Source organism: Hymenobacter antarcticus (assembly GCF_039539545.1).
Classification (GTDB): Bacteria; Bacteroidota; Bacteroidia; order Cytophagales; family Hymenobacteraceae; genus Hymenobacter; species Hymenobacter antarcticus.
Window position 1 is genome coordinate 19,067 of sequence record NZ_BAABDI010000024.1, and the last position, 24,648, is coordinate 43,714.

At 60.8% G+C, this 24,648-nt stretch carries 25 protein-coding genes; 13 read left to right on the forward strand and 12 right to left on the reverse strand.

The annotated features are described in order from the left end of the window. Positions 1–183: 183 nt before the first annotated feature. Both ABD819_RS15555 and ABD819_RS15560 read right to left on the reverse strand, forming a co-directional pair. Positions 184–339: a hypothetical protein gene (locus ABD819_RS15555; protein ID WP_345125759.1), complete on the reverse strand. Its 156-nt coding sequence runs from the start codon at positions 337–339 to the stop codon at positions 184–186. 96 nt (positions 340–435) lie between these two features. After that, complete coding sequence (locus ABD819_RS15560) at positions 436–1,842, reverse strand: type III PLP-dependent enzyme domain-containing protein (RefSeq protein WP_345125760.1); 1,407 nt, start codon at positions 1,840–1,842, stop codon at positions 436–438. A gap of 388 nt (positions 1,843–2,230) precedes the next feature. Here ABD819_RS15560 and ABD819_RS15565 point away from each other — a divergent pair, with 388 nt between their 5' ends. Together ABD819_RS15565 and ABD819_RS15570 are read left to right on the forward strand one after the other, a co-directional pair. Then, the gene (locus ABD819_RS15565; protein WP_345125761.1) at positions 2,231–3,205 is read left to right on the forward strand and encodes an arginase; all 975 of its coding nucleotides are present in this window, start codon (positions 2,231–2,233) and stop codon (positions 3,203–3,205) included. Between the two features lie 168 nt (positions 3,206–3,373). Next, entirely contained in the window at positions 3,374–3,679 is a 306-nt protein-coding gene (locus tag ABD819_RS15570; RefSeq protein ID WP_345125762.1) for a hypothetical protein, read from the forward strand. Positions 3,680–3,785: 106 nt separating this feature from the next. On the opposite strand, the gene ABD819_RS15575 is transcribed toward ABD819_RS15570, so the two are convergent. Both ABD819_RS15575 and ABD819_RS15580 read right to left on the reverse strand, forming a co-directional pair. After that, the gene (locus ABD819_RS15575) at positions 3,786–4,229 is read right to left on the reverse strand and encodes a hypothetical protein (RefSeq protein WP_345125763.1); all 444 of its coding nucleotides are present in this window, start codon (positions 4,227–4,229) and stop codon (positions 3,786–3,788) included. A 60-nt stretch (positions 4,230–4,289) separates the two neighbouring features. Beyond that, positions 4,290–4,592: a type II toxin-antitoxin system HigB family toxin gene (locus tag ABD819_RS15580; RefSeq protein WP_345125765.1), complete on the reverse strand. Its 303-nt coding sequence runs from the start codon at positions 4,590–4,592 to the stop codon at positions 4,290–4,292. Between the two features lie 380 nt (positions 4,593–4,972). Between ABD819_RS15580 and argS the strand changes: the two genes are divergently transcribed. The 6 genes from argS (at position 4,973) to ABD819_RS15610 (ending at position 11,165) form a co-directional block, all read left to right on the forward strand. Beyond that, positions 4,973–6,814, forward strand: coding sequence for an arginine--tRNA ligase (argS, locus tag ABD819_RS15585; RefSeq protein WP_345125766.1), 1,842 nt, complete (start codon positions 4,973–4,975; stop codon positions 6,812–6,814). Positions 6,815–6,958: 144 nt separating this feature from the next. Next, entirely contained in the window at positions 6,959–7,540 is a 582-nt protein-coding gene (locus ABD819_RS15590) for an LOG family protein (protein ID WP_345125767.1), read from the forward strand. A gap of 162 nt (positions 7,541–7,702) precedes the next feature. Continuing rightward, on the forward strand, positions 7,703–8,290 hold the full coding sequence (locus ABD819_RS15595; RefSeq protein ID WP_345125768.1) for a glutathione peroxidase: 588 nt from the start codon (positions 7,703–7,705) through the stop codon (positions 8,288–8,290). Positions 8,291–8,453: 163 nt separating this feature from the next. Further along, positions 8,454–9,350, forward strand: a complete 897-nt coding sequence (locus ABD819_RS15600) for a 1,4-dihydroxy-2-naphthoate polyprenyltransferase (RefSeq protein ID WP_345125770.1) — start codon at positions 8,454–8,456, stop codon at positions 9,348–9,350. A gap of 56 nt (positions 9,351–9,406) precedes the next feature. Beyond that, positions 9,407–10,285 carry a hypothetical protein gene (locus ABD819_RS15605; RefSeq protein WP_345125772.1) on the forward strand — a complete coding sequence of 293 codons (879 nt, stop codon included), beginning with the start codon at positions 9,407–9,409 and terminating at the stop codon, positions 10,283–10,285. A 52-nt stretch (positions 10,286–10,337) separates the two neighbouring features. Next, the gene (locus tag ABD819_RS15610; protein ID WP_345125774.1) at positions 10,338–11,165 is read left to right on the forward strand and encodes an SDR family oxidoreductase; all 828 of its coding nucleotides are present in this window, start codon (positions 10,338–10,340) and stop codon (positions 11,163–11,165) included. A gap of 238 nt (positions 11,166–11,403) precedes the next feature. Here the strand turns inward: ABD819_RS15610 and ABD819_RS15615 are convergent, their stop codons facing one another. After that, positions 11,404–13,101 (reverse strand): DEAD/DEAH box helicase, encoded by a 1,698-nt coding sequence (locus ABD819_RS15615; RefSeq protein WP_425554016.1) that lies wholly within the window; start codon positions 13,099–13,101, stop codon positions 11,404–11,406. Between the two features lie 338 nt (positions 13,102–13,439). Here ABD819_RS15615 and ABD819_RS15620 point away from each other — a divergent pair, with 338 nt between their 5' ends. The 4 genes from ABD819_RS15620 to ABD819_RS15635 all read left to right on the forward strand — a co-directional run bounded on the left by ABD819_RS15620 (position 13,440) and on the right by ABD819_RS15635 (position 16,994). Beyond that, the gene (locus ABD819_RS15620) at positions 13,440–14,177 is read left to right on the forward strand and encodes a class I SAM-dependent methyltransferase (RefSeq protein WP_345125777.1); all 738 of its coding nucleotides are present in this window, start codon (positions 13,440–13,442) and stop codon (positions 14,175–14,177) included. Positions 14,178–14,194: 17 nt separating this feature from the next. Then, positions 14,195–15,406 carry a CaiB/BaiF CoA transferase family protein gene (locus tag ABD819_RS15625; RefSeq protein WP_345125779.1) on the forward strand — a complete coding sequence of 404 codons (1,212 nt, stop codon included), beginning with the start codon at positions 14,195–14,197 and terminating at the stop codon, positions 15,404–15,406. A gap of 87 nt (positions 15,407–15,493) precedes the next feature. Continuing rightward, a complete protein-coding gene (locus tag ABD819_RS15630; protein ID WP_345125780.1) occupies positions 15,494–16,429 on the forward strand; it encodes a hypothetical protein in 936 nt (311 codons plus the stop codon). Positions 16,430–16,517: 88 nt separating this feature from the next. Further along, positions 16,518–16,994: a hypothetical protein gene (locus ABD819_RS15635; protein WP_345125781.1), complete on the forward strand. Its 477-nt coding sequence runs from the start codon at positions 16,518–16,520 to the stop codon at positions 16,992–16,994. On the opposite strand, the gene trpS is transcribed toward ABD819_RS15635, so the two are convergent. The 7 genes from trpS to ABD819_RS15670 form a co-directional block, all read right to left on the reverse strand. Next, positions 16,983–18,047 carry a tryptophan--tRNA ligase gene (gene trpS / locus ABD819_RS15640; protein WP_345125782.1) on the reverse strand — a complete coding sequence of 355 codons (1,065 nt, stop codon included), beginning with the start codon at positions 18,045–18,047 and terminating at the stop codon, positions 16,983–16,985. The two genes, ABD819_RS15635 and trpS, sit on opposite strands and share 12 nt — an antisense overlap. An 8-nt stretch (positions 18,048–18,055) precedes the next feature. Beyond that, positions 18,056–18,667 (reverse strand): hypothetical protein, encoded by a 612-nt coding sequence (locus tag ABD819_RS15645; protein ID WP_345125783.1) that lies wholly within the window; start codon positions 18,665–18,667, stop codon positions 18,056–18,058. Between the two features lie 32 nt (positions 18,668–18,699). Then, positions 18,700–19,446, reverse strand: a complete 747-nt coding sequence (locus ABD819_RS15650) for a queuosine precursor transporter (protein WP_345125784.1) — start codon at positions 19,444–19,446, stop codon at positions 18,700–18,702. A 59-nt stretch (positions 19,447–19,505) separates the two neighbouring features. After that, positions 19,506–20,417 carry a ribonuclease Z gene (locus ABD819_RS15655; protein WP_345125785.1) on the reverse strand — a complete coding sequence of 304 codons (912 nt, stop codon included), beginning with the start codon at positions 20,415–20,417 and terminating at the stop codon, positions 19,506–19,508. A gap of 122 nt (positions 20,418–20,539) precedes the next feature. After that, positions 20,540–20,914, reverse strand: a complete 375-nt coding sequence (locus tag ABD819_RS15660) for an STAS domain-containing protein (RefSeq protein WP_046246220.1) — start codon at positions 20,912–20,914, stop codon at positions 20,540–20,542. 71 nt (positions 20,915–20,985) lie between these two features. After that, entirely contained in the window at positions 20,986–21,855 is an 870-nt protein-coding gene (locus tag ABD819_RS15665; protein WP_345125789.1) for a DUF4198 domain-containing protein, read from the reverse strand. Positions 21,856–21,940: 85 nt separating this feature from the next. Continuing rightward, positions 21,941–23,779: a glycosyltransferase gene (locus ABD819_RS15670; protein WP_345125790.1), complete on the reverse strand. Its 1,839-nt coding sequence runs from the start codon at positions 23,777–23,779 to the stop codon at positions 21,941–21,943. Positions 23,780–23,983: 204 nt separating this feature from the next. Here ABD819_RS15670 and ABD819_RS15675 point away from each other — a divergent pair, with 204 nt between their 5' ends. Then, positions 23,984–24,613, forward strand: a complete 630-nt coding sequence (locus tag ABD819_RS15675; RefSeq protein ID WP_345125791.1) for a nitroreductase family protein — start codon at positions 23,984–23,986, stop codon at positions 24,611–24,613. The last annotated feature ends 35 nt before the right edge of the window (positions 24,614–24,648 follow it).

A 24,648-nucleotide genomic window follows, 5' to 3' on the forward strand; every position in this document is an offset into this window, starting at 1 on the left:
GTCATGCCGAGCGCAGCCGAGGCATCTCGCCTGGGGTAGTAACTCAATCGATTGGTTTACTACCCCAGGCGAGATGCTTAGGCTGCGCTCAGCATGACGTGCTTTTTCATGACCGTTCTGACATAATAAAAGGCCGGCCTCCCTTGCGGAAAGCCGGCCTTTTCTTTTCAAAGCCCTAAAGCTCTACTGGCGCGCCGTAGTCGTGGCCGTGCTGGCCGTAATCGGCGAGGAAACGCGGTTGGCTTCCTTGGTGCTGCTGTAGGCGGGGCACTTCTGGCGGTTGCAGGCACCCAGCGAGAGGGCCGCGAAGCCGGCGGCGAGCAGAACGAACTTTTTCATAATAGCTATAAAACGGGTGAGGGATGATGCGGTTGGGCTTCAAAGATAAGCAGTCAGCCCAATATTCTGCTACGATTCCTTAACGCGGAAATTGCACTATTGGTATCCGAGAATGCGCATCATGCTGGCCGCTTCCTGGGCGGGGGCGAAAACCCGGTCGGAGAGGGTGCCGTCGTCGGCGCGGTCGAGGATGATGTGCTGGGGGGCGGGAATGAGGCAGTGCTTGATGCCGCCGTAGCCGCTGAGGCTCTCCTGATACGCGCCGGTGTGGAAGAAGCCCACGTAGAGCGGCTGCGCATCGGCGGGCTTGCGCTCGGGCAGGAAGGTCTGGTAGATGTGCTTCTCGGAGTTGTAGTAGTCCTGCGAGTCGCAGGTGAGGCCGCCAAGCTGAATCTTCTTGTACTGCTTCTGCCAGCCGTTGAGGGCCAGCATGATGAAGCGCTGGTTCAGGGCCCAGGTATCGGGCAGGTTGGTGATGAACGAGCCGTCAATCATGTACCAGAGCTCCTTGTCGTTCTGCAGCTTTTCGTCGAGAATGCTGTAGATGGTAGCGCCGCTTTCGCCCACCGTGAAGATGCCGAACTCGGTGAAGATATTAGGCTCGGGCACGCCTTCTTCGGCGCAGATGCGCTGGATGGTGCGCAGGATTTCGGCCACCATGTAGGGGTAGTCGTACTCGGGCTGAATGCTGGTTTGGATGGGCAGGCCGCCGCCAATGTCGATGGTGGTGAGGGTGGGGCACACCTTGCGCAGCTCGCAGTACTTGTGCACGAAGCGGCTCAGCTCGGTCCAGTAATAGGACGTGTCCTTGATGCCGCTGCTGATGAAGTAGTGCAGCATGGTGAGCTCGAAGCGCGGGTCGTCCTTGATGCGCTGCTCGTAGAGCGGGATGGCATCGGCGTAGCGCACGCCCAGGCGCGAGGTGTAGAACTGGAAGCGCGGCTCCTCGTCGGAGGCCAGGCGCAGGCCCAGCTTGGTTTTGGTGGCCGCGGGCTGCACGTGGGCCAGGTAGTAGTCGATTTCGCTCGGCGAGTCCAGAATCGGAATGCAGTTGACGAAGCCATCGTTGAGCAGGCCCACCACCTCTCTTTTGTAGTCTTCGGTCTTGAAGCCGTTGCAGATGATGTGCTTATCGCGCTCGAACGCGCCCTGCGCAAACAGCGCCCGGATGATGCTGATGTCGAAGCACGACGAGGTTTCGAGGTCCACGTCGTTGGTCAGCGCTTCTTCGAGCACAAATTTGAAGTGCGACGACTTGGTGCAGTAGGCGTAGGAATAGGAGCCGGTGTAGCCGGTCTCGGCGATGCCATTGGCAAACCATTGCTTGGCCCGCTGAATCTGGGAGCTGATTTTGGGGAGGTAGGTGAGGCGGAGCGGGGTGCCGTACTTCTCCACGAGGGCCATCAGGTCGATGTCGTGGAAGCGGAGCTCGTGGTCCTGGACGGTGAAATCGGCCGTGGGAAAATCGAAAGTTTGGGAGATGAGGTCGTGATACGTATCCATAAGTAGTTGTCAGGTGCTTGTTGTCAGTTGTTGGGGGCTGTTGGGGCTGCTGAACAAGAAAAATGTCCAACAACTGACAACGAGCACCTGACAACTAACAGAAATCCCCGACCTTTGCGGCGGGCAGTACAAAAGTACCGCCGGGGTTAGGATAATAACCGGGGAACGGCTGATTGTTCTCCGGGGGTCCGGCCTCGCATCGTGACGATGGAATAGTAAGCGACTTGGCTACGGCAGATTCTTCTGCCGCAAGGCAGCGTGATTCTAGTGGTTAACGGTTAGTGATAAGTGGTTAATTGTCGGGTTGCCGAAAAAATTAACCAGTAACCACTAACCACTAACCACTAAAAAACGATGCCGCCATCCTGCCAACCTAAATTCCCACCCGATGAAACGCATAAAACTACTGGAAGTACGCTCCGAGCTGGGGGCTGGCACGCGCGGCGCGAGCATGGGCCCCGATGCCCTGCGCGTGGCCTGCCTCAACAAAGGCTCCGACTATTTCCGCCGCTTCAACTCCGTGGTGGTGCCGGATTTGAACCACGTGCTGTTCGACAAGAACCACTTCCCCTTCGCCAAGCACATTGACAGTATCTACACGGTGCAGAAGGGCATTGCCAACGCCGTGGAGCAGACGCTGCGCTTCGGCGAGTTCCCGCTGGTGCTGGCCGGCGACCACAGCAGCGCCAACGCCACCATTGCCGGCATCAAGGCCACCTACCCGCACAAAACCCTGGGCGTGGTGTGGGTTGATGCCCATGCCGATATTCACTCGCCTTACACCACGCCCAGCGGCAACATGCACGGCATGCCCCTGGCCGCCGCCCTGGGCCAGGACAACCTGAGCCACCAGCGCAACATTCCGGACCCCGAAACTACCTTCTTCTGGAAGCGCCTGCGGGACCTGGGCGAGCCCGGCCCCAAGCTCACCCCCGACCACCTGGTGTACGTGGTGGTGCGCGACACCGAGGAAGAGGAAAATGCCATTATCGACGCGCTGGGCATCCGCAACTTCAAGCTGCCCGAGTTCCGCGCCAAAGGCCCGCGCCAAGTGGCCCGCGAGATTTACGAGCAGCTGCGCTTCTGCGACATGGTGTACATCTCCTTCGATGTGGACTCGCTCGATTCGCGCTTCAGCAAGGGGACGGGCACCCCCGTGGAGCTGGGCCTCGATGTGCCCGAGGCCATGGCCCTGTGCCGCGCCCTGCTCGAAAACGACCGGGTGGTGTGCTTCGAGATGGTCGAAATCAACCCCACGCTGGATAGCGAGAACACCATGGCCAAGAATGCCTTTGATATTCTGGAAGTAGCCACGGAGGCCATTGAGCAGCGGCTGCGGCTGGATGAGGTGGTGAGTCGGTAGCGACCGGACTTGGCAGCAGCGCGGACTTTGTAGTCCGCGACCCGCGCCGTGAGAACTGCTTTAACGGGCCGCTGGCCGTAGTTTAGCGCGCAGCGCGCAACTACGCGCCACTGGGTAAGGTGAGTCTGCGACTCACGGCCGCAGAGCGGCCAGGCGGGGCCGCGCCGTTTGGGCCTAACGGCGAGTTGCAAACTCGCCTTACCAGCGGCCAGCAGTTACGCGCTGCGCGCTAAACTGCGGCCAGCAACCACCAGCCAGCGCACCACCGCCGTCGCCGGCAGCACCGACCGCAAAACCCTCACCGCCCTGCTGCGCCGCAACGCCAACCTCATCAAGGATATGCGGGTGCAGCTCAAGCCCTACCAAAGCTCGCCCACCAAGCACGAGGTCTGGCTGCGCTTCCAAGGCTACACCAAGCTCATCGTCCTCGGCGGGGGCGGCCCCAAAGGCCCTGCCCCTAAGCCCGCCGCCTAAGCCGCTGCAGGAACAAAGAGCCCCGCCAGTAGCTGGCGGGGCTCTTTTGTTGCTTCAAGTTTCGGGGGGGCTATTCATCCGACGGGCGCGGTCTATCACGCCGTTATTAGCTGGCAATCGAGAAAATCACATCGGCTGGAATTTTCAGCCGAGTGTAAAGCCTGCGGGCGAAATCCATGTTCAGCTCCCGTTTGCCTTTCATGAGTTCGGACAATCGAGGTTCGGAGACTTCGAGGAGCTCAGCCAGTGCCCGTTGCCGGATACGCCGCTTAAACATTTCCACTTCAAGGATGCCCCGGAGGGTTGTTGGTGGTTCGGGCGTGTGGCCCTGGGCCGTTTCGTAGGCTTCTACGGCATCAGCAAGCAATGCCAGGGCCTTATTTTCAGCTGCGTCCGGGGCTTGTTCCCAGGCGAGCATCTGCTCGATGGCGGCCTCGTGCTGTTCGTCGCTGGTAATGGTAAAGTCGAAGGAATACGCTGTTTTGGTAGCGACTTGCTCAGTGGGAATTCCCTTCGGTTTGGTTGCTGTTTTTTCGGTGGACTTGCTCATTTCACGTAGGGCCTTAACGGGGATAGCGGGTATTAAAGATTCATTCTGCATAGCCTGGGGCTACCTATTTATAATTTGCTTCTTCGTCAGTTTGGAGTATTCAGCGTGAGTAAAAATTTCTCGAATGTAAATGCGTTTAGTTTGGAAGAATAGCATGGCTATCAGTCGGTAATGATTTCCTTTGATATTGAAAACGTAACGGTCATTCCCGATATAATCGGTGGCTGGCATGTCTGCCTTTAATTCGTTCAGGTTATTCCATTCAGCTAATTCCGCTTTCGCGTACCAGATGTTTAACTCTTCCTTTGCCTGGGCATTTGCTTCACCATATTCTCTTATTTTTCTTCTAGCGGTTACTCTCATTTCTAATTAGCTACTGTATTGGGTGAATCATATTACATAGTTTATGCCGCTGGTAACGGCAAAGATAAGACAGTGGTTTCCATATAGTATAATTAAATTACCAAAAACAGAATAAATGCTCTTCCCGCTATCAAAATGACCCTTGGGTGAGGACAAGTCAGCCACTGACGGGGCTTTTTGTTGCTGCCAGTTTCGGGGGCTAATGAGCATTTAGGGAAAGTCGTTTGACGGTCATGCTTAGCTGGCGTCCGCTTGTCGAAGCAGCTCTACCGCTTCGCCTGGCTCCCCTCTCTTTTGGCTTCGCGCATTAAGCGAACCGGGGCCGGGGGTGAGGTTTGACGGGAGGGCGAAGCGGTAGAGATGCTTCGACTTCGCTCAGCATGACGTACTGGTGGGGTGGGGTTCCGGCCAGCCCGTACCTTTGCCCCGTGCAACAGTTAGAAAACTCCCTCAAAACCGCCCTGCAAACCGCCGCGCAGGCCGTATTCGGCGTTGAAATTCCGCCCGCCAGCCTCACGCTCCAGCCCACGCGCAAGGAGTTTGCCGGCAGCTTCACCCTCGTCACGTTCCCGCTCACCAAGGCTTTTGGCAAGGGGCCGGAGCAAATCGGCCAGGCCCTGGGCGAGTGGCTGAAAGCCCACGAGCCCCGCGTGAGCGGCTACAACGTGGTGAAAGGCTTCCTGAACCTCGAAATCGCCGATTCGGAGTGGCTGGCCGTGTTTGAGCAGCTGCGCGCCCAGCCCGCCACCGCGCCCGTGGCCACCGATGGCCCGCAGAACGTGGTGGTGGAGTACTCCTCGCCCAACACCAACAAGCCCCTGCACCTGGGCCACCTGCGCAACAACTTCCTGGGCTACTCAGTGGCCGAGATTCTGAAAGCCACCGGGGCCACCGTCACCAAAGCCAACCTGGTGAACGACCGCGGCATCCACATCTGCAAGTCGATGATTGCCTACCAGCACTTCGGCCACGGCGAAACCCCCGCCAGCGCCGGCCTGAAGGGCGACCACCTCGCCGGCAAGTACTACGTGCTGTTTGAGAAGCACTACCGCGAAGAAATCAAGCAGCTCGAAGCCGAAGGCGTGGCCTCCGACATCGCCAAGAAAAGCGCCCCCCTCATGACCGAGGCCCAGCAGATGCTGCAAGCCTGGGAAGCCGGCGACCCCGAAGTAAAGGCCCTCTGGAGCCTGATGAACGGCTGGGTGTACGAAGGCTTCGACGCTACCTATAAGAACATCGGCGTCGATTTCGACCAGTTTTACTACGAGTCCGAAACCTACCTGCTGGGCAAGGAGCGGGTGGAGGAAGGCCTCTCAACCGGCGTGTTCTTCCGGAAGGAAAACGGCTCGGTGTGGGTCGATTTGCAGGCTGAAGGGCTCGACGAAAAGCTCCTGCTCCGCGCCGACGGCACCAGCGTCTACATCACCCAGGACCTGGGCACGGCCGAGCTGAAATACCAGGATTTCGGCTACGACAGCAGCATTTACGTCATCGCCGACGAGCAGAACTACCACATGCAGGTATTGCAGGCCACGCTCAAAAAGCTGGGCAAGCCCTACGCCGACGCCATCCACCACCTCAGCTACGGCATGGTAGACCTGCCCTCCGGCAAGATGAAATCGCGCGAAGGCACCGTGGTCGATGCCGACGAGCTGGTGCGCGACGTAATAGCCGCCGCCAAAGCCGCCACCCTCGAAAAAGGCAAAACCGAAGGCCTCGCCGATGCTGAGCTGGAGGAGCTCTACCACATGCTGGGTCTGGGCGCGCTAAAGTATTACCTGCTGAAAGTGGACCCCAAGAAGCGCATGCTCTTCAACCCCGAAGAGTCGGTGAGTCTGGAAGGGCACACGGGCCCATTCATCCAGTATTCGCACGCCCGCATCGCCGCCATCCGCCGCAAAGCCGCCGAGCTGGGCATTGCTGAAACGGCTGATTGGAGCAGCATCACCAGCCTCGAAGGCACCGAGCGCGAGCTGGTGCAGGAGCTGGCCCGCTACGCCTCGGTGGTTACGGAAGCCGCCCGCAACCTCTCGCCGGCCGTCATCGCGCAATACGCCTACGATTTGGCTAAAGCCTACAATCGGTTCTATGCGGAAGTCTCGATTTTCCAGGAAACCGACGTGGCCAAGCGCAGCCTGCGGGTGGCGCTCTCGGCCCGGGTGGGCGAGCAGATTAAGCAGTCGCTGGGCCTGCTGGGCATGCAGGTGCCCGAGCGCATGTAGCGCGAAGCGGTGCTTCGCGTATCGCCGCGAAGTGGCGAATGCTGCCATCCGCTCAACTTATTTTTAAACCGTGCGATTTTGCGTTAACATCCTTTCGCCGCTTCCCGGCGATACGCGAAGCACCGCTTCGCGCTACATCCTTCTATGAAAAGTATTGCCGTTTACTGTGGTTCCAGCGCCGGAATCAACCCGACTTATATTACCCAGGCCCGAGCCCTGGCCGCTGCCATGGTCGCCCAAAACCTCACCCTGGTGTACGGTGGCGGCCGCGTGGGCCTGATGGGCACCATCGCCGATGCCGTGCTGGCGCTGGGCGGCCAGGTTATCGGCGTGATTCCCGATTTTCTGGATGCCAAAGAGCTGGCCCACAAAGGCTGCACCGAGCTGCACGTGGTACGCTCCATGCACGAGCGTAAGCTGATGATGGCCGACCGCGCCGATGGCTTCATCGCCATGCCCGGCGGCTACGGCACCCTCGAAGAGCTGTTTGAAGTCCTGACCTGGGGCCAGCTCGGCCTGCACCAGAAGCCGGTGGCCCTGCTGAACGTGGATGGCTACTACGACCACCTGCTGCTGGCCCTCGACCGCATGCGCGACGACCAGCTGCTCCGCGCCGAAAACCGCGACCAGCTCCTGCAATCGGCCGACCCGGAGGACCTGCTGGCGCAGATGGCGGCCTACCAGCCCGTGCAGCTGGAGAAGTGGCTCACGCTGCCCACTACCTGATTGTAGCGCGGTCATACCCGGCAGGGACTTTGTAGTCCGCGAGTCTGAACGTTTGACTCGCGGACTACAAAGTCCCTGCCGGGTACGACCGCGCTACTTCCTAAAACCCTCCTGACCTTCGTTTGGTTACGCACTCACTTGCGCAACTCTTACCTTCAATTCATGAAAAATTACCTTCTCCTCACCCTGGCCACTGCCGCCACGGGAGTAGTCTTCATCGCTGCCAAACCAGCCGCCCCCACCGCCATGACCACACCCGCCGAAACCACTGCCGCGCCCGCCTCCGTGTACGATTTCACCGTGAAATCCATCGACGGCAAGGCCGTGAAGCTGAGCCAGTACAAGGGCAAGAAGCTGCTGATTGTGAACACCGCCTCCAAGTGCGGCTACACCCCGCAGTACAAGGAGCTGGAAGAGCTGTCGAAGAAATACGGCAACAAAGTGACCGTGCTGGGCTTTCCGTCGAATAGCTTCAACCAGGAGCTGGCCTCGAACTCGGAAGTAGCCTCGTTCTGCGAGAAAAACTACGGCGTGACGTTCCCACTCTTCGAAACCGTGGCCGTGAAGGGCAACGATGCTACCCCGCTCTACAAGTACCTGGCCGATAAGACCAAGAATGGCAGCGTGAGCGACGCGCCGAACTGGAATTTCTGCAAGTACCTGGTGAACGAAAAGGGCCAGGTCGTGAAATTTTACGGCTCTAAAGTGACGCCGCTGAGCCCCGAGCTGGTGGCCGATATCACGAAGTAGTTTTCCTGTTAGTTAATGTCATAGGCAGAACGTCATGCTGAGCGCAGCCGAAGCATCTCTACCGCGTAACTAATCCACTTATTTGGCTTGGTTGCGCGGTAAAGATGCTTCGGCTGCGCTCAGCATGACGTTCTTTTTTGCTGTTTAATTTTCCCTGCTACCCATGTCGCCCTGGATTTCCGCTTTCCGCCCGCGTACGCTGCCATTGGCCCTGGCCAGCATCCTCACGGGAGCATTTTTAGCCGCTGCCGCCGGTCAGTTCAATGGCCCGGTAGTGGCGTTAGCGGCCCTCACCACCATTCTGCTCCAGGTCCTCAGCAACCTCGCTAACGACTACGGAGACTCCCAGAACGGGGCCGACAGCATCCACCGCGAAGGCCCGCAGCGCGCCGTGCAGAGCGGCGCCATCACCCCCGCCCAGATGAAGCGCGGCATGTGGATTTGTGGTTTGTTGGCGCTGGGCAGTGGCCTGGGGCTGCTGTGGGTGGCACTGGGCGCGGCGGGGCTGGGGCTGTTCCTGGCGTTTCTGGCGCTGGGGCTGGCGGCTATCTGGGCGGCGGTGAATTACACGGCGGGCAAAAACCCGTATGGCTACGCCGGGCTGGGCGATATCTCGGTGTTCCTGTTTTTCGGCATAGTGGGCGTATGCGGCACGTATTTTCTCCAAAGCCGGACGCTGCCGCTGCCCGTGCTGCTGCCCGCCGCTGCCCTCGGCTGCTTCGCCACGGCCGTGCTGAACGTGAACAATATCCGCGATATCAAGTCGGATGTATTGGCGGGTAAAATCACGATTCCGGTGCGGCTGGGGCCGGTACATGCGCGGCGCTACCACTGGCTGCTGCTGGTGTTCGGGCTGGGCTGCGCCACGGTGTTTGTGGCCCTCACGTATCATTCGCCCTGGCAGTGGCTGTTTGCGCTGGCCGCGCCGCTGTTTGCCTTCAACGCCATCCAGGTGTGGCAGCGGCAGGATTCCATGCAGCTCGACCCGCTGCTGAAGCAGATGGCCCTGAGTACGCTGGTATTCACGGTGCTGTTCGGCCTGGGGCAGGTGGTGGGGTAAGAGAAAGACGGGTATCTTGGTGATGCGAAACCCCATCCCGTTTTTTGCCTGCCACTATGAGCCCCACCCAGGTTGCCGAGATAAACGCGCATTTCCAGCGCTATAACAATGCGCCCCTGGCATCGTTCAGCGGCCTTAGCCCCGAGCAGATGCACCACCTGATGTACGACCCGCTGGGTGCGGCCTCGCCGGTACGGCTCCGGGCCGAGCTACCCGCGGCCGTGCTCGACCAGGTGCCGCTGCTACGGGTCACCGAAGAGTTGCTGCGGCTGGTGCAGCGCGAGGGCCACATCAAGCTGACGGCCGGTGGCGCGCTGCCCCGCAAGTATCTGCACGAGCTGTACGGCCACGGCATTCTGCCGGACGAATTCGTTGAGAGCGGCTTCGTGAAGATTAACCGGGAAATCGACTCGTCGTTTTTGCACACCGTGCACATCATCGCCACGGGGGCCGGGCTCGTGAAAAAAATACACGGCAAGCTCACCGTTACCAAAAAAGGGCAGCTGCTCCAGCCGCCTGCGCAACGGTCCCAGCTGCTGCGGCTGCTGCTGGAGGTATTCACCAGCAAGTTCAACTGGGGCTATTTCGACGTGTATGGCAACGACGAATCCCCGGCCGGGCAGTTGGCCTGGGCCTATTCCATCTACCTGCTGGCCCGGTTTGGCTCCGACCCCCGACTCATGGAGTTCTACGCCGATAAATACCTGCTGGCGTTTCCCTTCATCATCAACTCGGTGCAGGAGGTTGAGTACATGACCCGCGAAGCGCAAATTCGTAACTACTACAATGGCCGGGTATTTTTCCGGTTTGCGCGTTGGTTCGGCCTGGCCCACATCAAGGAGCGGCAATATGGCCCCGATGCGGAAGCCGACCAGGTTACCGCCACCCCGTTGGTAGCCCAGCTATTTCAGGTGAGCGGGGGCGGTAAAGCATAGCGCCGGGGCGTGCGTCTATGGTAATATACTCACCGTACTATTGCTCCCAGCCATGTCTAAAACCGTCTTTATCACCGGCACTTCCACTGGCATCGGCGCGGCCGCCGTGCGTCTGTTTGCCCAGCATGGCTGGCAGGTGGCCGCCACCATGCGCAACCCCGCCGACGCCAAATTTGGCGACCTGCCCAATGTGCGCGTCTACGCCCTCGACGTAACCGATACCGCTGCCGCGTCCCGCGCCATCGAACAGGCGCACACCGACTTCGGTGGCCTCGATGTGCTCATCAACAACGCGGGCTACGGCTTAGTTGGCCCGTTCGAGTCGGCTACCGATGAGCAGATTCAGGCGCAGTTTGCTACGAATGTGTTCGGGGTATTTGCCGTAACGCGGGCGGCCCTGCCGATTTTGCGGGCGCAGAAATCCGGCGTTATCATCAATATTACCTCAGTGGGCGGGCGCACGGCCTTTCCAATGAACTCGCTCTACCACGCCACCAAGTTTGGCCTCGATGGCTTTTCCGAGTCGCTGTGGTACGAGCTGGCTCCGTTCGGTATCCACGTCAAAGTAGTGGCTCCCGGCGGCGTGGCCACCGACTTCGCCACTCGCTCACTCAAAATGACCGTCGACCCCAACGACGATACCAACCCCTACGCCGGCCAGGTGCGCAGCGTGCTGGCCGCCTTCAACGAGCACGGCGGCGCGGCCAGCGCCCCCGAGCAGATTGCCGAGGTCATCTATACCGCCGCCACCGATGGCGCGTCACAGCTCCGCTACATTGCCGGCACCGATGCCCAGGGCCTGCTAACCGCCAAAGCCGGCATGAGCGAGGCTGATTTCGCCACCATGATTCAGGGCAGTTTCGGCGTAGCAACTACCTGATTGTACTAAGTACTCGTGCAGAAGTAAGCGTATGCCCCGGTCTGACCGCCCTAGGCGGTCTGACCGGTTGTCGTTGGACCGAAATCGTTGTTGCTTCAACCGGTCAGACCGCCTAGAGCGGTCAGACCGGCAGGCCCGACTCGAATACGGTTATTTTTGCACAAGTACTTAAAGTATCGACATAAAAAAAGCGGCTTGTAGGTCGCTCTTTTTATGTCGATACTGCTCGGTTGGCAACCTATTCAGCGGCCGGAGCAGCTGGAGTTTCGCCAGCCGCTGGGGCGGCGGAGCCTTCGGGCCGGGGGCCACGGCCGCCCCGGTTGCGGCCGCCACGGTTGCCCCGGCGTTCGCCCTCGGCACGCGGCTCGCGGGTTTCGCCTTCGGGCCGGGGCTCGCGGGGCGGCCGGCTTTCGCCTTCAGCACGCGGCTCACGCGGCTCGCCTTCCGGTCGCGGGGCGCGGGGCTCGCGGGGTGGGCGGGCCTCACCCTCCGGGCGTGGGGCGCGCTCGGGGCGGGGGCCACGGTCGCGGCGCTCTTCGCCTTCGGGGCGCGGGGGGCGCTGATAGGGCACGGCCGGGGCGTGGCCGGCATCGAGGGCGGCGAGGGCGTTTTTGGCGTTGGCCAGGCGCTCCAGGTGCCTGGGGTCTTTGGGGTCGGGGGCGTCGCGGCGGGGCGGGCGGCCACCGTCGCGGGCTCCATCGCGGCCGCCACCACCGCCACCTTCGCGGCGGGGGCCACGGTCGCCTTCGGGGCGGGGGCCGCGGTCACGTTCGCCACCGCCGTGGCCACCACGAGCCGGGCGGCCGCCGATTTTACCACCCAGGCCGGCGAAGCGCTTGGGGTCGAATTCCGGGGCCGGGCCCAGGCCCAGCTCCTCGGTGATGGCGCGCTTTTCGAGGTCGCGCTCGATGAGCTTTTCTATTTTCAAAACCCGGTCCTGGTCCTGGTCCGAGATGAAGGTGATGGCGGTGCCTTTGGTAGCGGCGCGGGCGGTGCGGCCGATGCGGTGCACGTAGTCCTCGGCGGCGCGGGGAATGTCGTAGTTCACGACGTGGCTCAGCGAGTCGATGTCGATGCCCCGGCTGAGCACGTCGGTGGCCACCAGGATGGGGAACTGCTTGTTTTTGAAGGCGCGCATGATTTCCTCGCGCTCTTCCTGGGTGCGGTCGGAGCTGATGCCCCGGGCTTCGATGCCCAGCTTATTCACCGCTTTCACGATGCCGCCCACGGCCGCTTTCTGACTGGTGAAGAGCACCATGCTCTGCACATCCTGGGTTTTGATGATGTGCTCGAGGACGTAGATTTTCTGGCGGTCAAACGCCATGTAGAGCTGCTGGTCGATGCCGGCGGCGGGCTTGGACACAGCCAGGCGAATCTCCTCGGGGTTCTTGAGAATCTGCTGCGAGAAGTCGCGGATTTTAGTCGGCATCGTGGCCGAAAACAGCAGCGTCTGCCGGTTGGTGGGGAGCTGGCGCACGATGTTGAAGATGTCATCCGAGAAGCCCATATCCATCATCTTGTCGGCCTCATCGAGCACTAAGTACTTGATTTGGTCGAACTTCACGTAGCCCATTTGCAAGTGGGCGATGAGGCGGCCGGGCGTGGCGATGATGATGTCGGCCCCCGAGGTGAGGGCGCGCTTCTGCTGCTCCCAGCCCTCGCTTTTGCCGCCGCCGTAGATGGCAATGCTGCTGGCTTCCACGTAGTAGCCGAAACCCATCACCTGCTCGTCAATCTGGGTGGCCAGCTCGCGGGTGGGCACCAGGATGAGGGTGGTGGTATGGCCATGCTTGGCGTGCGAAATCTTGTCGAGCAGCGGCAGCAGGTAGGCGGCAGTTTTGCCGGTGCCGGTTTGGGCGCAGGCAATCAGGTCTTTGCCTTCGAGAATCTTGGGGATGGCCTGTTCCTGAACGGGGGTGGCCTGCTTGTAATTCATGGCGTCGATGCCAGCCAGCAGGTCGTCGTGGAGGTTGAATTCGTGAAACGTCAAGGTTCAGCTTATTTGGAGTGAATTATTGGGCTGACCTTGATTCGTGGGCCAGCAAACCGCTTGATTTGAAGTAAAGATACGGCGGGAGATGAGTGTTGAGCGATGGGTGAGAATAGGTTGAAAAGGAACGTCATGCCGAGCATTCTGCGCATCAAGCAGAGACCGAGGCATCTCGCGTGTGGGAGTAACTCAATCGTGGCCGCTTTATGGATTAGTGGTGGCACGCAAGATGCCTCGGCCAGGCTCGGCATGACGTTCTTTATGGCTATCGATAACCCTGCCCCATGCCCGCTCTCGACCGTTTCTCCGCCCAGGCCGCCGACTATGCCCGCTACCGCATCGACTACCCCGCCGACCTCTACGCCTGGCTGTTGCCTCAGGTAGCGGGCCGCGAGCGGGCCTGGGACTGCGCCACCGGCAACGGGCAAGTGGCCGCCGTGCTGGCCGAAAGTTTCGTGCGGGTGGATGCCACCGACCTCAGTGCCAGCCAGCTGGCTCAAGCCGCGCCGCGCCCCAATATCCACTACCAAGCGGCCCGCGCCGAGCACACGTCGTTTCCCGCCGGGCGTTTCGACCTCATCACCGTGGCCCAGTCTGTGCATTGGTTCGAGCCGGACGCCTACCACGCCGAAGTGCGCCGCGTGGCCCGGTTCGGCGCGGTGCTGGCCGAATGGGGCTACGGCCTGATTGAAATCAGCCCGGAAATTGACCCGTTCATCCGGCATTTCTACCGCCACACGATAGGTCCGTACTGGGACGCGAACCGCTGGCACATCGACGACGAGTATGCCCGTATTCCGTTTCCGTTTGCCGGGGTGCGGCGGGCGCATTTCGCGGTGCGGCGGCAGTGGTCGGCCGCGTGGTTTTTGCAGTACCTGCGCACCTGGTCGAGCGTGGCCAGGTACCAGCAGGAGCGGGGCGAGGATGCCGTGGCACTAATTGCCGAGGAGCTGACGCGGTGGTGGGGCGCGGGCGAGCGGCAAATCACGTTCCCGGTATTTGTTCGCGCCGGGCGGGTGTAGTTGATGTTATTTGCGGCATGAATCATCCGCCCTTCGCTCACCTCCGCGTCCTCGAACTCGCCTCCGTGCTGGCCGGCCCGCAGGTGGGCCAGTTCTTTGCCGAGCTGGGGGCCGAAGTGCTCAAGATTGAAAGCCCGGCCGGCGATGTCACCCGCACCTGGAAAACAGCCTCTGAAACAAGTGCTTCCTCCGCGCCGGCCGATGCTTCGGTTTCTGCTTATTTCGCGGCTTCCAATTGGGGAAAAAAGTCCCTGGTGCTGGACCTGACTACCGCCGCCGGCCAAACCACTCTGCACCGCCTGGCCGCCCAGGCCGATATCGTGCTAACCAGCTACAAGCCCGGCGACGCCGAAAAGCTGCACGCCGACTACGCCACGCTGGCCCAGGAAAACCCGCGCCTGATTTACGGCCACCTCACTGGCTACGGCCCCGACCACGCCCGCGCCGGCTACGATGCCGTGCTGCAGGCCGAAGCCGGGTTCATGCACCTCAACGCCGCCGGCCCCGGCCAGCCACCCCAGAAAATGCCCGTGGCCATGGTCGACCTGCTGGCCGCGCACCAGCTGAAAGAAGGCCTGCTCACCGCCCTGTTTCAGCGGGAGCGCACCGGGCGGGGGGCGCTGGTGCAAGTCAGCCTGCTGGACAGTGCTTTAGCATCTCTGGCAAACCAGGCCGCCACCTATTTAGTAACCGGGCACGACCCGCAGCCGCTGGGTTCGGGCCACCCCAGCATCGTGCCCTACGGCACGGTGTACCGCGCCGCCGATGGCCGCCCGCTGGTGCTGGCCGTGGGTTCCGATGCCCAGTTTCGGCAGCTGTGCGCCGCTTTGCACCAGCCCGCCTGGCCCACCGATAGCCGTTTTGCCACCAACGCCGCCCGCGTCACCCATCGCGCCGAGCTGGAAGCCCAGCTCACCGCCCGCATTGCCGCCGTGGATGGCGACGCCCTGCTGGCCGAGCTGGAGCGCCGCGCCGTGCCGGCCGGGGCCGTGCGCTCGGTGGGGGAGGCTCTGCGTCAGCCCTCGGCGCAGCCCATGCTGCTGCCGGCTGCCGATGGCCCCGGGGCAGGGCTGCGCACGGTGGCGTTTCGCAGCTCGGAGTGGGCCGTGATGCCCCAATTGAGTGAGCCGCCAGCCGTGGGCACGGCCGAAACGGCGGCTTTTTCCGTCCGGCCTCCAGCAGAAAGTGAAACTACAGCCGTGCTTCCTTGCGTACCTCCCGTGGGCTGACCGCGCCGCCGTTGCGGCGGCCATAGTCGGCCGGGCTGCTTATACTTTTCCCCCGCCGCCAGTTTTCGGGCGTAATTCCCTCCTCTCATGGCCAAATCACCCACCAAAAAGTCCGTCGACCCCGCGCTGTTCACCACCGATACGCCCCCGGTGCCCGCCGAGCTGCCGCCGCCCTTGCCGCCCGCCGCGCCCCGCAAAAAGCCCGCGCGCGCCGGCCAGGCGCGCAAAACTGCCGTGGCCACGCCGTCCGGCGGGGCCACGGCCAGCGCGCCCGAATCCGTCCACAGCGGGGCCACTGCCACCAATAATCAGCCCACTGCCGCCGCCGGCTCACCCACCCAGGCCCCGGCCGACCGCCTGAATCAGATTTTCGATGGCCTCAAGCAGAAGTCAGCGGCAAAACAGGCTATTTTCCGCAATGCGTTAGCGGCGTTCGACTGCCTGCGCCTGGTGTCGCAGGAGCTGGTGGTGGAGCTTACCCGCAAGCTGACGCCGCTCGATTCGACCGTGGTGATTGAGTACCGGTCCATCAATGATATGGAGTTTCACATCCGGTTTTCGGGCGATTTGCTCATTTTCGTGATGCACTCCAACGTCGTCACCTTCCCCGACGATTACGGCCCCATGCCCAGCGCTTACGTGGCCGGCGATTTCCGCCGCCGCTTTTTCGGCCACATCATGGCCTACAACTTCATGGCCGACAGCATCAAGTACCAGCGAATGAACGACCCGGGCTACCTGGTGGGCCGCCTGCTGGTCAACATCGACAACCACTATTTCCTCGAAGGCGTGCAGCAGCTGGAGCTGCCCGACAACGACATGGCCGACAACGCGGTGACGCCCGAGGCCATGCGCCTGTTCGTGGAAAGCGCCATGATTGCGGCCGTCAACAACGACCTCATCGCCCCGGGCCTAGCCGAAATTCAAAAAATCAGCGTCAAGCAGAAGCTGGAGAATCAGCAGGTTAGTCGTGGTAGTAAAGTAGGTTTCAGTTTCTCGAACGAGCAGGATTCACAGTTTTAAATGGCCATGTACGTGATACATTGGGATGTAAAAAAATATTTTACATCCCAATGTATCATCAAACAAAAAACAATTCTTTGACCAAATCATGAAAACACTAATCTTCCTGCTGCTTTTAAAAGCCAGTACAATTAATGCTCAGACTCTAACCTTGAACCAACTTAAGAAAGTATACAACTCAACCGAAGAAGAGAGTGATATATATCTAAGCGAACGAGGTTGGGAAGTTTACAGTAACGAGACAAAAGATGATGCCACTTTTCTAACGTGGGCCTACAAACCCAATAGCACAGTTGGGCAAAGTGCCAAAGGCTGGCTAACTGTTGTACATGATGAAGATGGTAAGATGATTCAATATGGCCCGATAGGATTACCGCAGTTCAATGAACTGCGTAAAATCGCCATATTAAATAAATTGAAAAAGAAATCAGAAAAGTATAGCCAAGAGTCGATAACGGTCAAGTACATATATGAAAATTTAATATTGACCTTTGTTACGAGTCTGCGAAATGATGTCCAAAATGGTCGGAATAGTTATTTGGTTGGGCTAAGCTCAAAATGGTAAGTCCGAATAGTCATTTGAATTTATATCTGTTCTGGAGATATATGATTTATAAGTGCCATTGGGATTTCGAACGGGGCCATTGAAACCATAGCCAACTTTTTCGCGAACCTTTGCTAGATTTCTGTTCGCTATTGCTCTCGCTTTTATTGCGCCAGTTATGAGCTTAGCCTCCAGCGCAGGTATGTTATTCATGTAAAAATTGAATAGTTTTCGCTCGTTCGCGAAGCGGCGCAGAATCAGCTCGTAGAGCTCCTTTTTGGCGTGGCCATAGCCGTAGCCGCCAGCCAGGTAGTTGGCGCGCATGGTTTCGGTTTCGGCCGGCGTGGCCAGCAGCGAGTAAAGCTTGAAGGTGGTGTCGGTGTCCGGGTTTTTAGGGTCGGCCAGGTCGGTGCTGTCCGAAATAATGGTTTTGATGGCCTTGAGCAGGTCTTTTTCGGGCAGGAAAATGTCGATGATATTGCCGTAGCTCTTGCTCATCTTGGCCCCGTCGGTGCCGGGGATGGTCATCAGCTGGGCATCGACGCGGGCCTCAGGCAGCACCAGCGTGTCGCCGTAGCGGGCGTTGAACGCGCTGGCAATGTCGCGGGCAATCTCAAGGTGCTGAATCTGGTCTTTGCCCACGGGCACGATTTCCGCGTCGTAGAGCAGAATATCGGCCGCCATGAGCACCGGATAGGTGAAGAGGCCGGCGTTCACGTCCGAGAGCTTGTCGCTCTTGTCCTTGAACGAGTGGGCGTTGGCCAGCATCGGGTAGGGCGTGAAGCAGCTCAGGTACCAGGTCAGCTCGGTCACCTGCGGCACGTCGGACTGCCGGTAAAACAGGTTTTTTTCGGTGTCGAAGCCGCAGGCCAGCCAGGCGGCGGCCACGGCGTAGGTGTTGGCCCGCAACAGCTCCGGGTCGCGCACGGTGGTGAGCGAGTGCAAATCGGCGATGAAATAGAGCGAGTCGTTGGCTGGGTTTTTCGACAGCTCGATGGCGGGCAGGATGGCCCCGAGCAGGTTGCCGAGGTGGGGGCGGCCGGTGCTTTGGATGCCGGTGAGAATGCGGGACATATGGTTGATTAAGGAGTTAAGCGCACGCCCTGGTTGTAGGCGCGCACCACGGCCGCGAGCTGGGCCCGGCTGACGCTGTTGGTGGCAAACTGCCGCTGGAGCACGGGGTCGGCCGGGAAGAGGGCCGCCACGAAACCACCAGGGGCCAGCTTCTGGTCGAAGCCCGGCGTGCGGCCGGGCGCGTACGCAAAGAACGTAGTCGTGCCGGCTTTACGCAGTATCGGCAGCTTCGCGTGAGCCTTGAAGTTGGGGCCCATCTCCACTTGGTAATGGTAGTAAAATAGCTCCACCGGGCCTGTTTCAAGCGTTTCCAGCCAGGCAGCGCCCGGAAATTCCGCATCGGTACCGCTGAGGAAACGAAAGTCGTTCACCTTAATAAAACGATGCGTGTCAATGGTGAAAGCCGGCAGGTCGGCGGGGCGAAAAGTACGCTCACGGCTGTTCTTGCTGCCCACTACCACCGTGGGGCGGCCGCCTTCGGCCAGTACCAGCTTCAGCGAAGCGGTACCCTTTGTGCCGTTGGCTAATTGATAGGTGCCGGGCGCAAAAGTGAACTGGGCCTGCGCCCTTGCGGGTAGCAGCAGCGCCGCTATCATCAGCAAAAACGAGAATAAGCGCATCTGGGTCGGCAAAAATAGTGGCTGATGGGTCGCTATACACTCACGTTCTCCGCCGCTTCCACCTGCATTTCCTCCGTTTCCTCCTGGCCCAGGTAGCGGTCAATCAGAAAATGCGCCAGGTACAGCACCGGCGTGAGCAGAATGGCCGCCGCGAATTTGTACCAGTAGTTGGTATTAGCCACCGCAATAACCTGGTTCATGGTCCAGTTGCCGAACACGTAAAATGCTACGTAGAGCACCACGAACGAATCAACGAGCTGCGAAATCAGCGTGGAGCCGGTGGCCCGCAGCCAGATATACCGGCCGCCCGTGGCCTTGCGAATGGCCGCGAAAATGGTGGCATCGAGCACCTGCCCCACGCCAAACGCCACGATGGAACCGGTGATGATGCCCAGGCCCTGCCGAAAAATGCTCTGGTAGGCGAAGTCGATGTTGAATGGCCGGCCTTCGTTGTCCGTCTTGTTCACATCGAGCCAGAAATCGGCCGGGGGTAGCTTGGTGGTGAGGTAGATAACCCCAAACGCAAACAGAATAAGCACCACCGTGAGGTAGCTGATGCGCAATACGCCGGCCTTGCCGAAATATTCGTTGATAATGTCGGTAGTCACAAACACCACCGGCCAGATGAGCACGCCGGCCGTCAGGTTGCCGGGCAGGCCCATGAGTTTATCAGCCGAAAAAATCTTGACCCCGATTATTTCAGCGAGCAGGGCATTCACCAAAAAGATGCCACTGAGAACGAGGTACAGTTGCTGTTTTTTGAGCGCGAAGCGGGACATTTAATTCGATATTGATTGTCGTGTCATCCTGAGCTTACCAGGGATGACAGATGGGATGTTCACAGGCTCACGACCAGCCCTTCGTTGGCGAGCTCGGCGGTTTCGAACACGGCCTGGGCCTCGTGCAGCAGCGGCTCCAGCGACTTGTAGCGGCTGGAGAAGTGGCCCAGCAGCAGGCGCTTCACGCCGGCGGCCTCGGCAATCTGGGCGGCCTGGCGGGCGGTGCTGTGGTGGGTTTGGGCCGCCCGGTCGCGCATGTCCTCCAGGAAGGTGGCCTCGTGATACAGCAGGTCGGCCCCGCGAATGAGCTCGGCCAGCGCGGGCGTGTAGAGCGTATCGGAGAAGAAGGCGTAGCGGCGCGGAATGGGGGCGGGGCCGGCCACGTCGGCGTGGCGCAGGCCGGGTTGCTGGTCGTCGGCGGGCAGGTCGTCGCCCTGGGCCAAGCGGGCCAGCTGCTGCGGCGTGAGGCCAGCGGGCAGCTTGTCTTTCAGTAAGTTGGCACGGCGCGGCTTCTCTGAGAAAAGATACCCGGCGCAGGGGATGCGGTGCCGCATGGGCAGCGTGGCCACGCTCAGGTGCTCGTCTTCGTACACCACGGCGTGAACTTCAGTATTCACCGGCACAAATTCCATGGCGAAGCCCAGCTGCATACCCGACACCCGGGCCTGCACCAGTAACACCTCATCGAGGCCGGGCGGGCCGATGATGGTGAGCGGCTGGGTGCGGCCCTGCAAGTGCATGGTGCCGAGCAGGCCAAACAGGCCAAAATAATGGTCGCCGTGCAGGTGTGAGATGAAAATGACCCGCAGGTGGTGCGGGCGCACCCGGTGCTCGAGCATCCGCCACTGGGTGCCCTCGCCGCAGTCGATGAGGTAGTTGCTGGCACCGGCCGTGAGGACCTGCGCCGTGGGATGGCGGGCCTGCACCGGCGTGGCCGAAGCCGACCCCAAAATCTTCAGCTCAAAAGTCAAGGCAAATAATGGTTAGGTGCGCGAGAGGCAGGAGGGAAATGGGCCGGAAACAAAAAAATGGTTGCCGATTGCCAAGTTCAATAACTGACAACCGGCAACCAACTACTGACAACTAAAAAGCCCTACTCTTTATCCGTCAGGTCGCGCTCGATGGCATGCAGAAATACGCGGTCGATGCCTTCCTCCACGGTGGGCAGAATGTGCAGCACCGACTCGAGCTTGCTGATGGTGATAAGCTTAAGCACATGGTCCTGCAAGCCGGTGAGCACCAGCAGTCCGCCCGTGGAATTGCACAAACGGTTGGCAATAAGAATAGAGCTGAGGCCCGACGAATCCGTGTATTTCACGTTCGTGAGGTCCAATATCAGGTTGTTGATGCCTTCGGCGTTCAGCTTCACGAATTCCGATTTGAGGTCGGGCGCGACGGTGGTGTCGAGCTTCTTTTCCTCAATGGTAATGATGGTGTAGCTTTCTTTTTTATCAATCGTGTACTTCATACAGCGTAGGGCAAGGAGACTAAGAGAACAGCGAAGGTAAAGAAAAAACCTAAAATCTGGGGTGAAGTTGGCTAATGTTTTGTGGGGAGCCGCGAAGTGGCGGCGGGCGGCCCGGCAAAGGTGAGCGACGCCCAGGTTGATTGCCAGTCGGCGCGGTCACGCAACTTGGTCGGGGCCGCGCTCATATCCACCGCGGCCACCAGGTAAGGCCCCGGGCCGGACAAGCGTAACAGCACACGGCCGTTTTGGTTGGCGCGGGTGGTATAATGGGTGGTCGGCAGGCCCTTGGGCTGGCGCTGCCACACCTGCACGGCTGCCCCAAAAGCGGGTTTGCCATTGCGCAGTACGCGCAGCGTCAGGGCTTTATCGGCGGTCAGGCGGTAGGGGTTTTGCTCGGGCACTAATTCCAGCGGCAAACCATAAATCCGGCGGCAAGCGCTGTCGGTAGCGGGCGAGGTGGCGGCGGCATCGCCCACCTGCACCAGGGTTTTGGCACAGCGGCGGTAGGTTTCGCGGCCGGGCTGGGCGGTCTGGTCGTTTTCCTGGCGCAGCTTCAGGGCGTAGTCGAGGCCTTCTTCGCGCAGGTAGGCCGTGAACTTGTCGGCGGGCAGCTCGATGAACGAGTTGGTGGAGCGCAGCAGCACGACGTGGGTACCGGGCTGCGCGAAGGTGAAGGCCGTGCGGAACGTGTCGGTGGGGGCGAAGCCGGGGGCGGGCGTGAGGTCCGTACTGTCACCCGCAGCAGGGCCGTAGCGCACCAGGCGCTGGATTTTCGCGGCTTTGGTGGTCCAGGGCTCGCCGTGGAAGTTTTCGCCCACCAGCGGGCGCACGCTCACCGTCTGGCCCGGTTGCAGGCGAAAGCGCGGGGCTTCCAGCCAGAACTCGTGGGCGAGCGCGGCGGAGGTTGAGACGAGGAGAATGGCTACGAAAAGCTTTTTCATAATATTGTTCATGCCTGCTGTTACATACCAACGAGCTGGCGCGCGTTTGTGACGCGCGCCAGCCCCGCTGAGGTTCGCTGCGATTTTACTGCCGTTCCAGGGCCAGCGCATACGCCCGGTCGTAGTGCACGCGCAGGTTTTTCCAGTCGAAGAGCTCGGCCGAGCTCTCCACGGCGTTGCGCTGCATGATGCGCTCGCGGCGGCTGAGCTGCACGAACTGCCAGAGCATGTCGCACAGCTCCTCGGCCGACTCGTCGAAGGATTTTTCCTGGCGGTGGACCACGAAAATGCCTTTCTGCTCGGGGTCGGGGATGGTCTGGAGCACGTAGTCGCCAAAGCCCGAGAGGTCGGAGGTGATGGCGGGCACGCCGCGGGCCACGCATTCGAGCGGGGTGTAGCCCCAGGGCTCGTAGTAGCTTGGGAACACGCCCATGTGGCAGCCGCGCACAAACTGGCCGTATTCCATGCCCAGCAGGGGCGAGGAGGGCGACACGAAATCGGGGTGGTACACCATTTTCACCCGGTCGTGGCGGTGGTTCAGCAGGTCGGCCCGGCGCATAAAGGCCAGGATGTCGTCGTCGCCATCGTTCACCAGGTTGTGGGTGATGACGGGCGGCAGGGCATTGGTTTTCCAGCTTTGCAGCGTGCGGCGGTAGCGCAGCTTCCAGTAGTCGTCCACCATCGCGCCCAGCTCGGGCAGCTTGTGGTCTTGGCTGGCGGCGGCGGCGTAGAACAGCCGTTCGCCCACCTGGTGCTCGATGGCGCGGCAGGTTTCCTGCACCTCGTTCAGCATGGCGCGGCGCTCCAGCACCTGCGGGTTGATGCTGGTGAAGGGCCGCTTGGTAATGAAAAACATCACCACCTGGCCTTCCAGCCCACTTTCCTGGAGGCGGTGGTTGAGGCGGGCCAAGGCTTCAAGGGTCAAATCGAAGCCCTTGTTGTGGTACTCGTAGCGGCCCGAGGTGAAGAAATACAGCGTCTTATCCAGGTCGAAAGAATACGACTGGAAGAAGTGGGCCATCACAAACTCGTGAATCTTGGCCTTGTACTGCTGGTGCAGGTTCTGGAACTCGTGCAGGGCCACAAACCGCTCAATATTGAGGCCGTTGGGCAGCACCGCGTCCGGAATTCTATCCAGTAGATAGATACACTCGCGCACGGTCAGCTCGCTCACCGTGGTAAATACGTGGCTGCCGTGGGCGGCGGCGCGCTCCATGCGCACGGCCGGCTCGATGTTGAATTTTTTGGCCTCGGTTTCCCAGTCCACCCACATCAGGTGGTCATAGAAATTGGCGTCGTTCATGGCCAGGTAGCGGCCCAGCAGCGTGGCGTGGGTGGTGAAGAGCAAGTGCGCGGGCACCTGCAGGCGGCGCAGCTCCGGAATGGCCACGCCGGTCATCCACTCGTGGAAATGGCCCAGCAGACGCTGCCCGGCCACTACCTGCTGCGCGACGTGCTGAAAGAAAACCGTGGTAAGATGCCCAAAGGCAATAACCTGGTGCAGTAAATCGTCAGTATCGGGGGCCGGAATGCCGTGGCGGGCCCAGAGGTCGGTTTTGAGCTGGCCGAGCTGCGGGTAGGCCTGAAACGGGTTGATGAGCACCGTGCGGGGCCGGCCAGTTACCAGCCAGGTGCCCAACTGCACATCGTAGCCCTGGGCGCGCATGGCGCGCACGGCGGCGGCGTAGGGGTCGGAGGCGGTGTGCAGGGCCAGCTCGTCCACGGGCTCAAACTCGCCCTGCGCCTGGTTGGGGAAGTAGGGCCCCAGCAGGCAGTACCGGTCGCCCCAGGCCGGCATGGTGGCCGGCACCTTGCTGCGGATAACCGTGTAGATGCCGCCTACCTGGTTGCAGACTTCCCAGGCCACTTCCACCAGCAGGGCATCGGGGAAAAGGGCATCGGGGGCGTGGGGCGTGGGCTGCATAGGCGGGGAGCGGGAATTGGGGAGCGGCCGAAAGGTAAGCCGCCTGCGATTCAGTTGCCATTGGCGGCGGCATATTTTTGCCTGGCCGCTGAAATCCCTATCATTGACCGTCCGGAAACTTCGCACGGCTCGTACGGTTACCCGCCCTGCCACTGCCGCGGCGCTATTGCGGGCGGCGGCAAGTTCCATCTCACCGATTCCATCATGGCTGATACCACCAACGTTCTCACCCTCGAACACCCTATTCTGCCCGTGCTGACCCAGCGCCGCAGCCCCCGCGCCTACGCCGAAACGCCCGTGCCCACCGAAGCTCTGCATCAGGTATTCGCCGCGGCTTCGTCGGCCGCGTCGTGCTTTGGCGAGCAGCCCTGGCGCTACCTGGTGGGCTCGCGGGCCGAGCAGCCCGCCGCCTACGACAGCATCCTCGCCAGCATGGGCGAGTTCAACCAAGTGTGGGCCAATAAGGCGCCCGTGCTGGGCGTGAGCATTGCCAAGCTACATTTTTCGCACGATGCCAACCCCAATGCCTGGGCCCGGCACGACGTAGGCCAGGCCACGGCCACCCTCGCCATTCAGGCCACCGTGCTGGGCCTGCAAATCCATCAGATGGCCGGTTTCTCGCCCGATAAGATTCGCGAAGCCTTCAACATTCCGGCCGGCTACGAGCCCGTGGCTGTATTCACGCTGGGCTACCCCGGCGACCCGGCCAGCCTGCCCGACGGCCTGCGCGAAAAGGAAACCGCCCCCCGCGTGCGCAAACCGCTGGCCGAGTTCCTGTTTGAAGGCAGCTGGCCCATGCCCGAGGGCGAGCGGTACGACCAGGCCCCGGTGTAATTCCTGGGTGCATCTCCGCCTTCCGCAGTAACCAG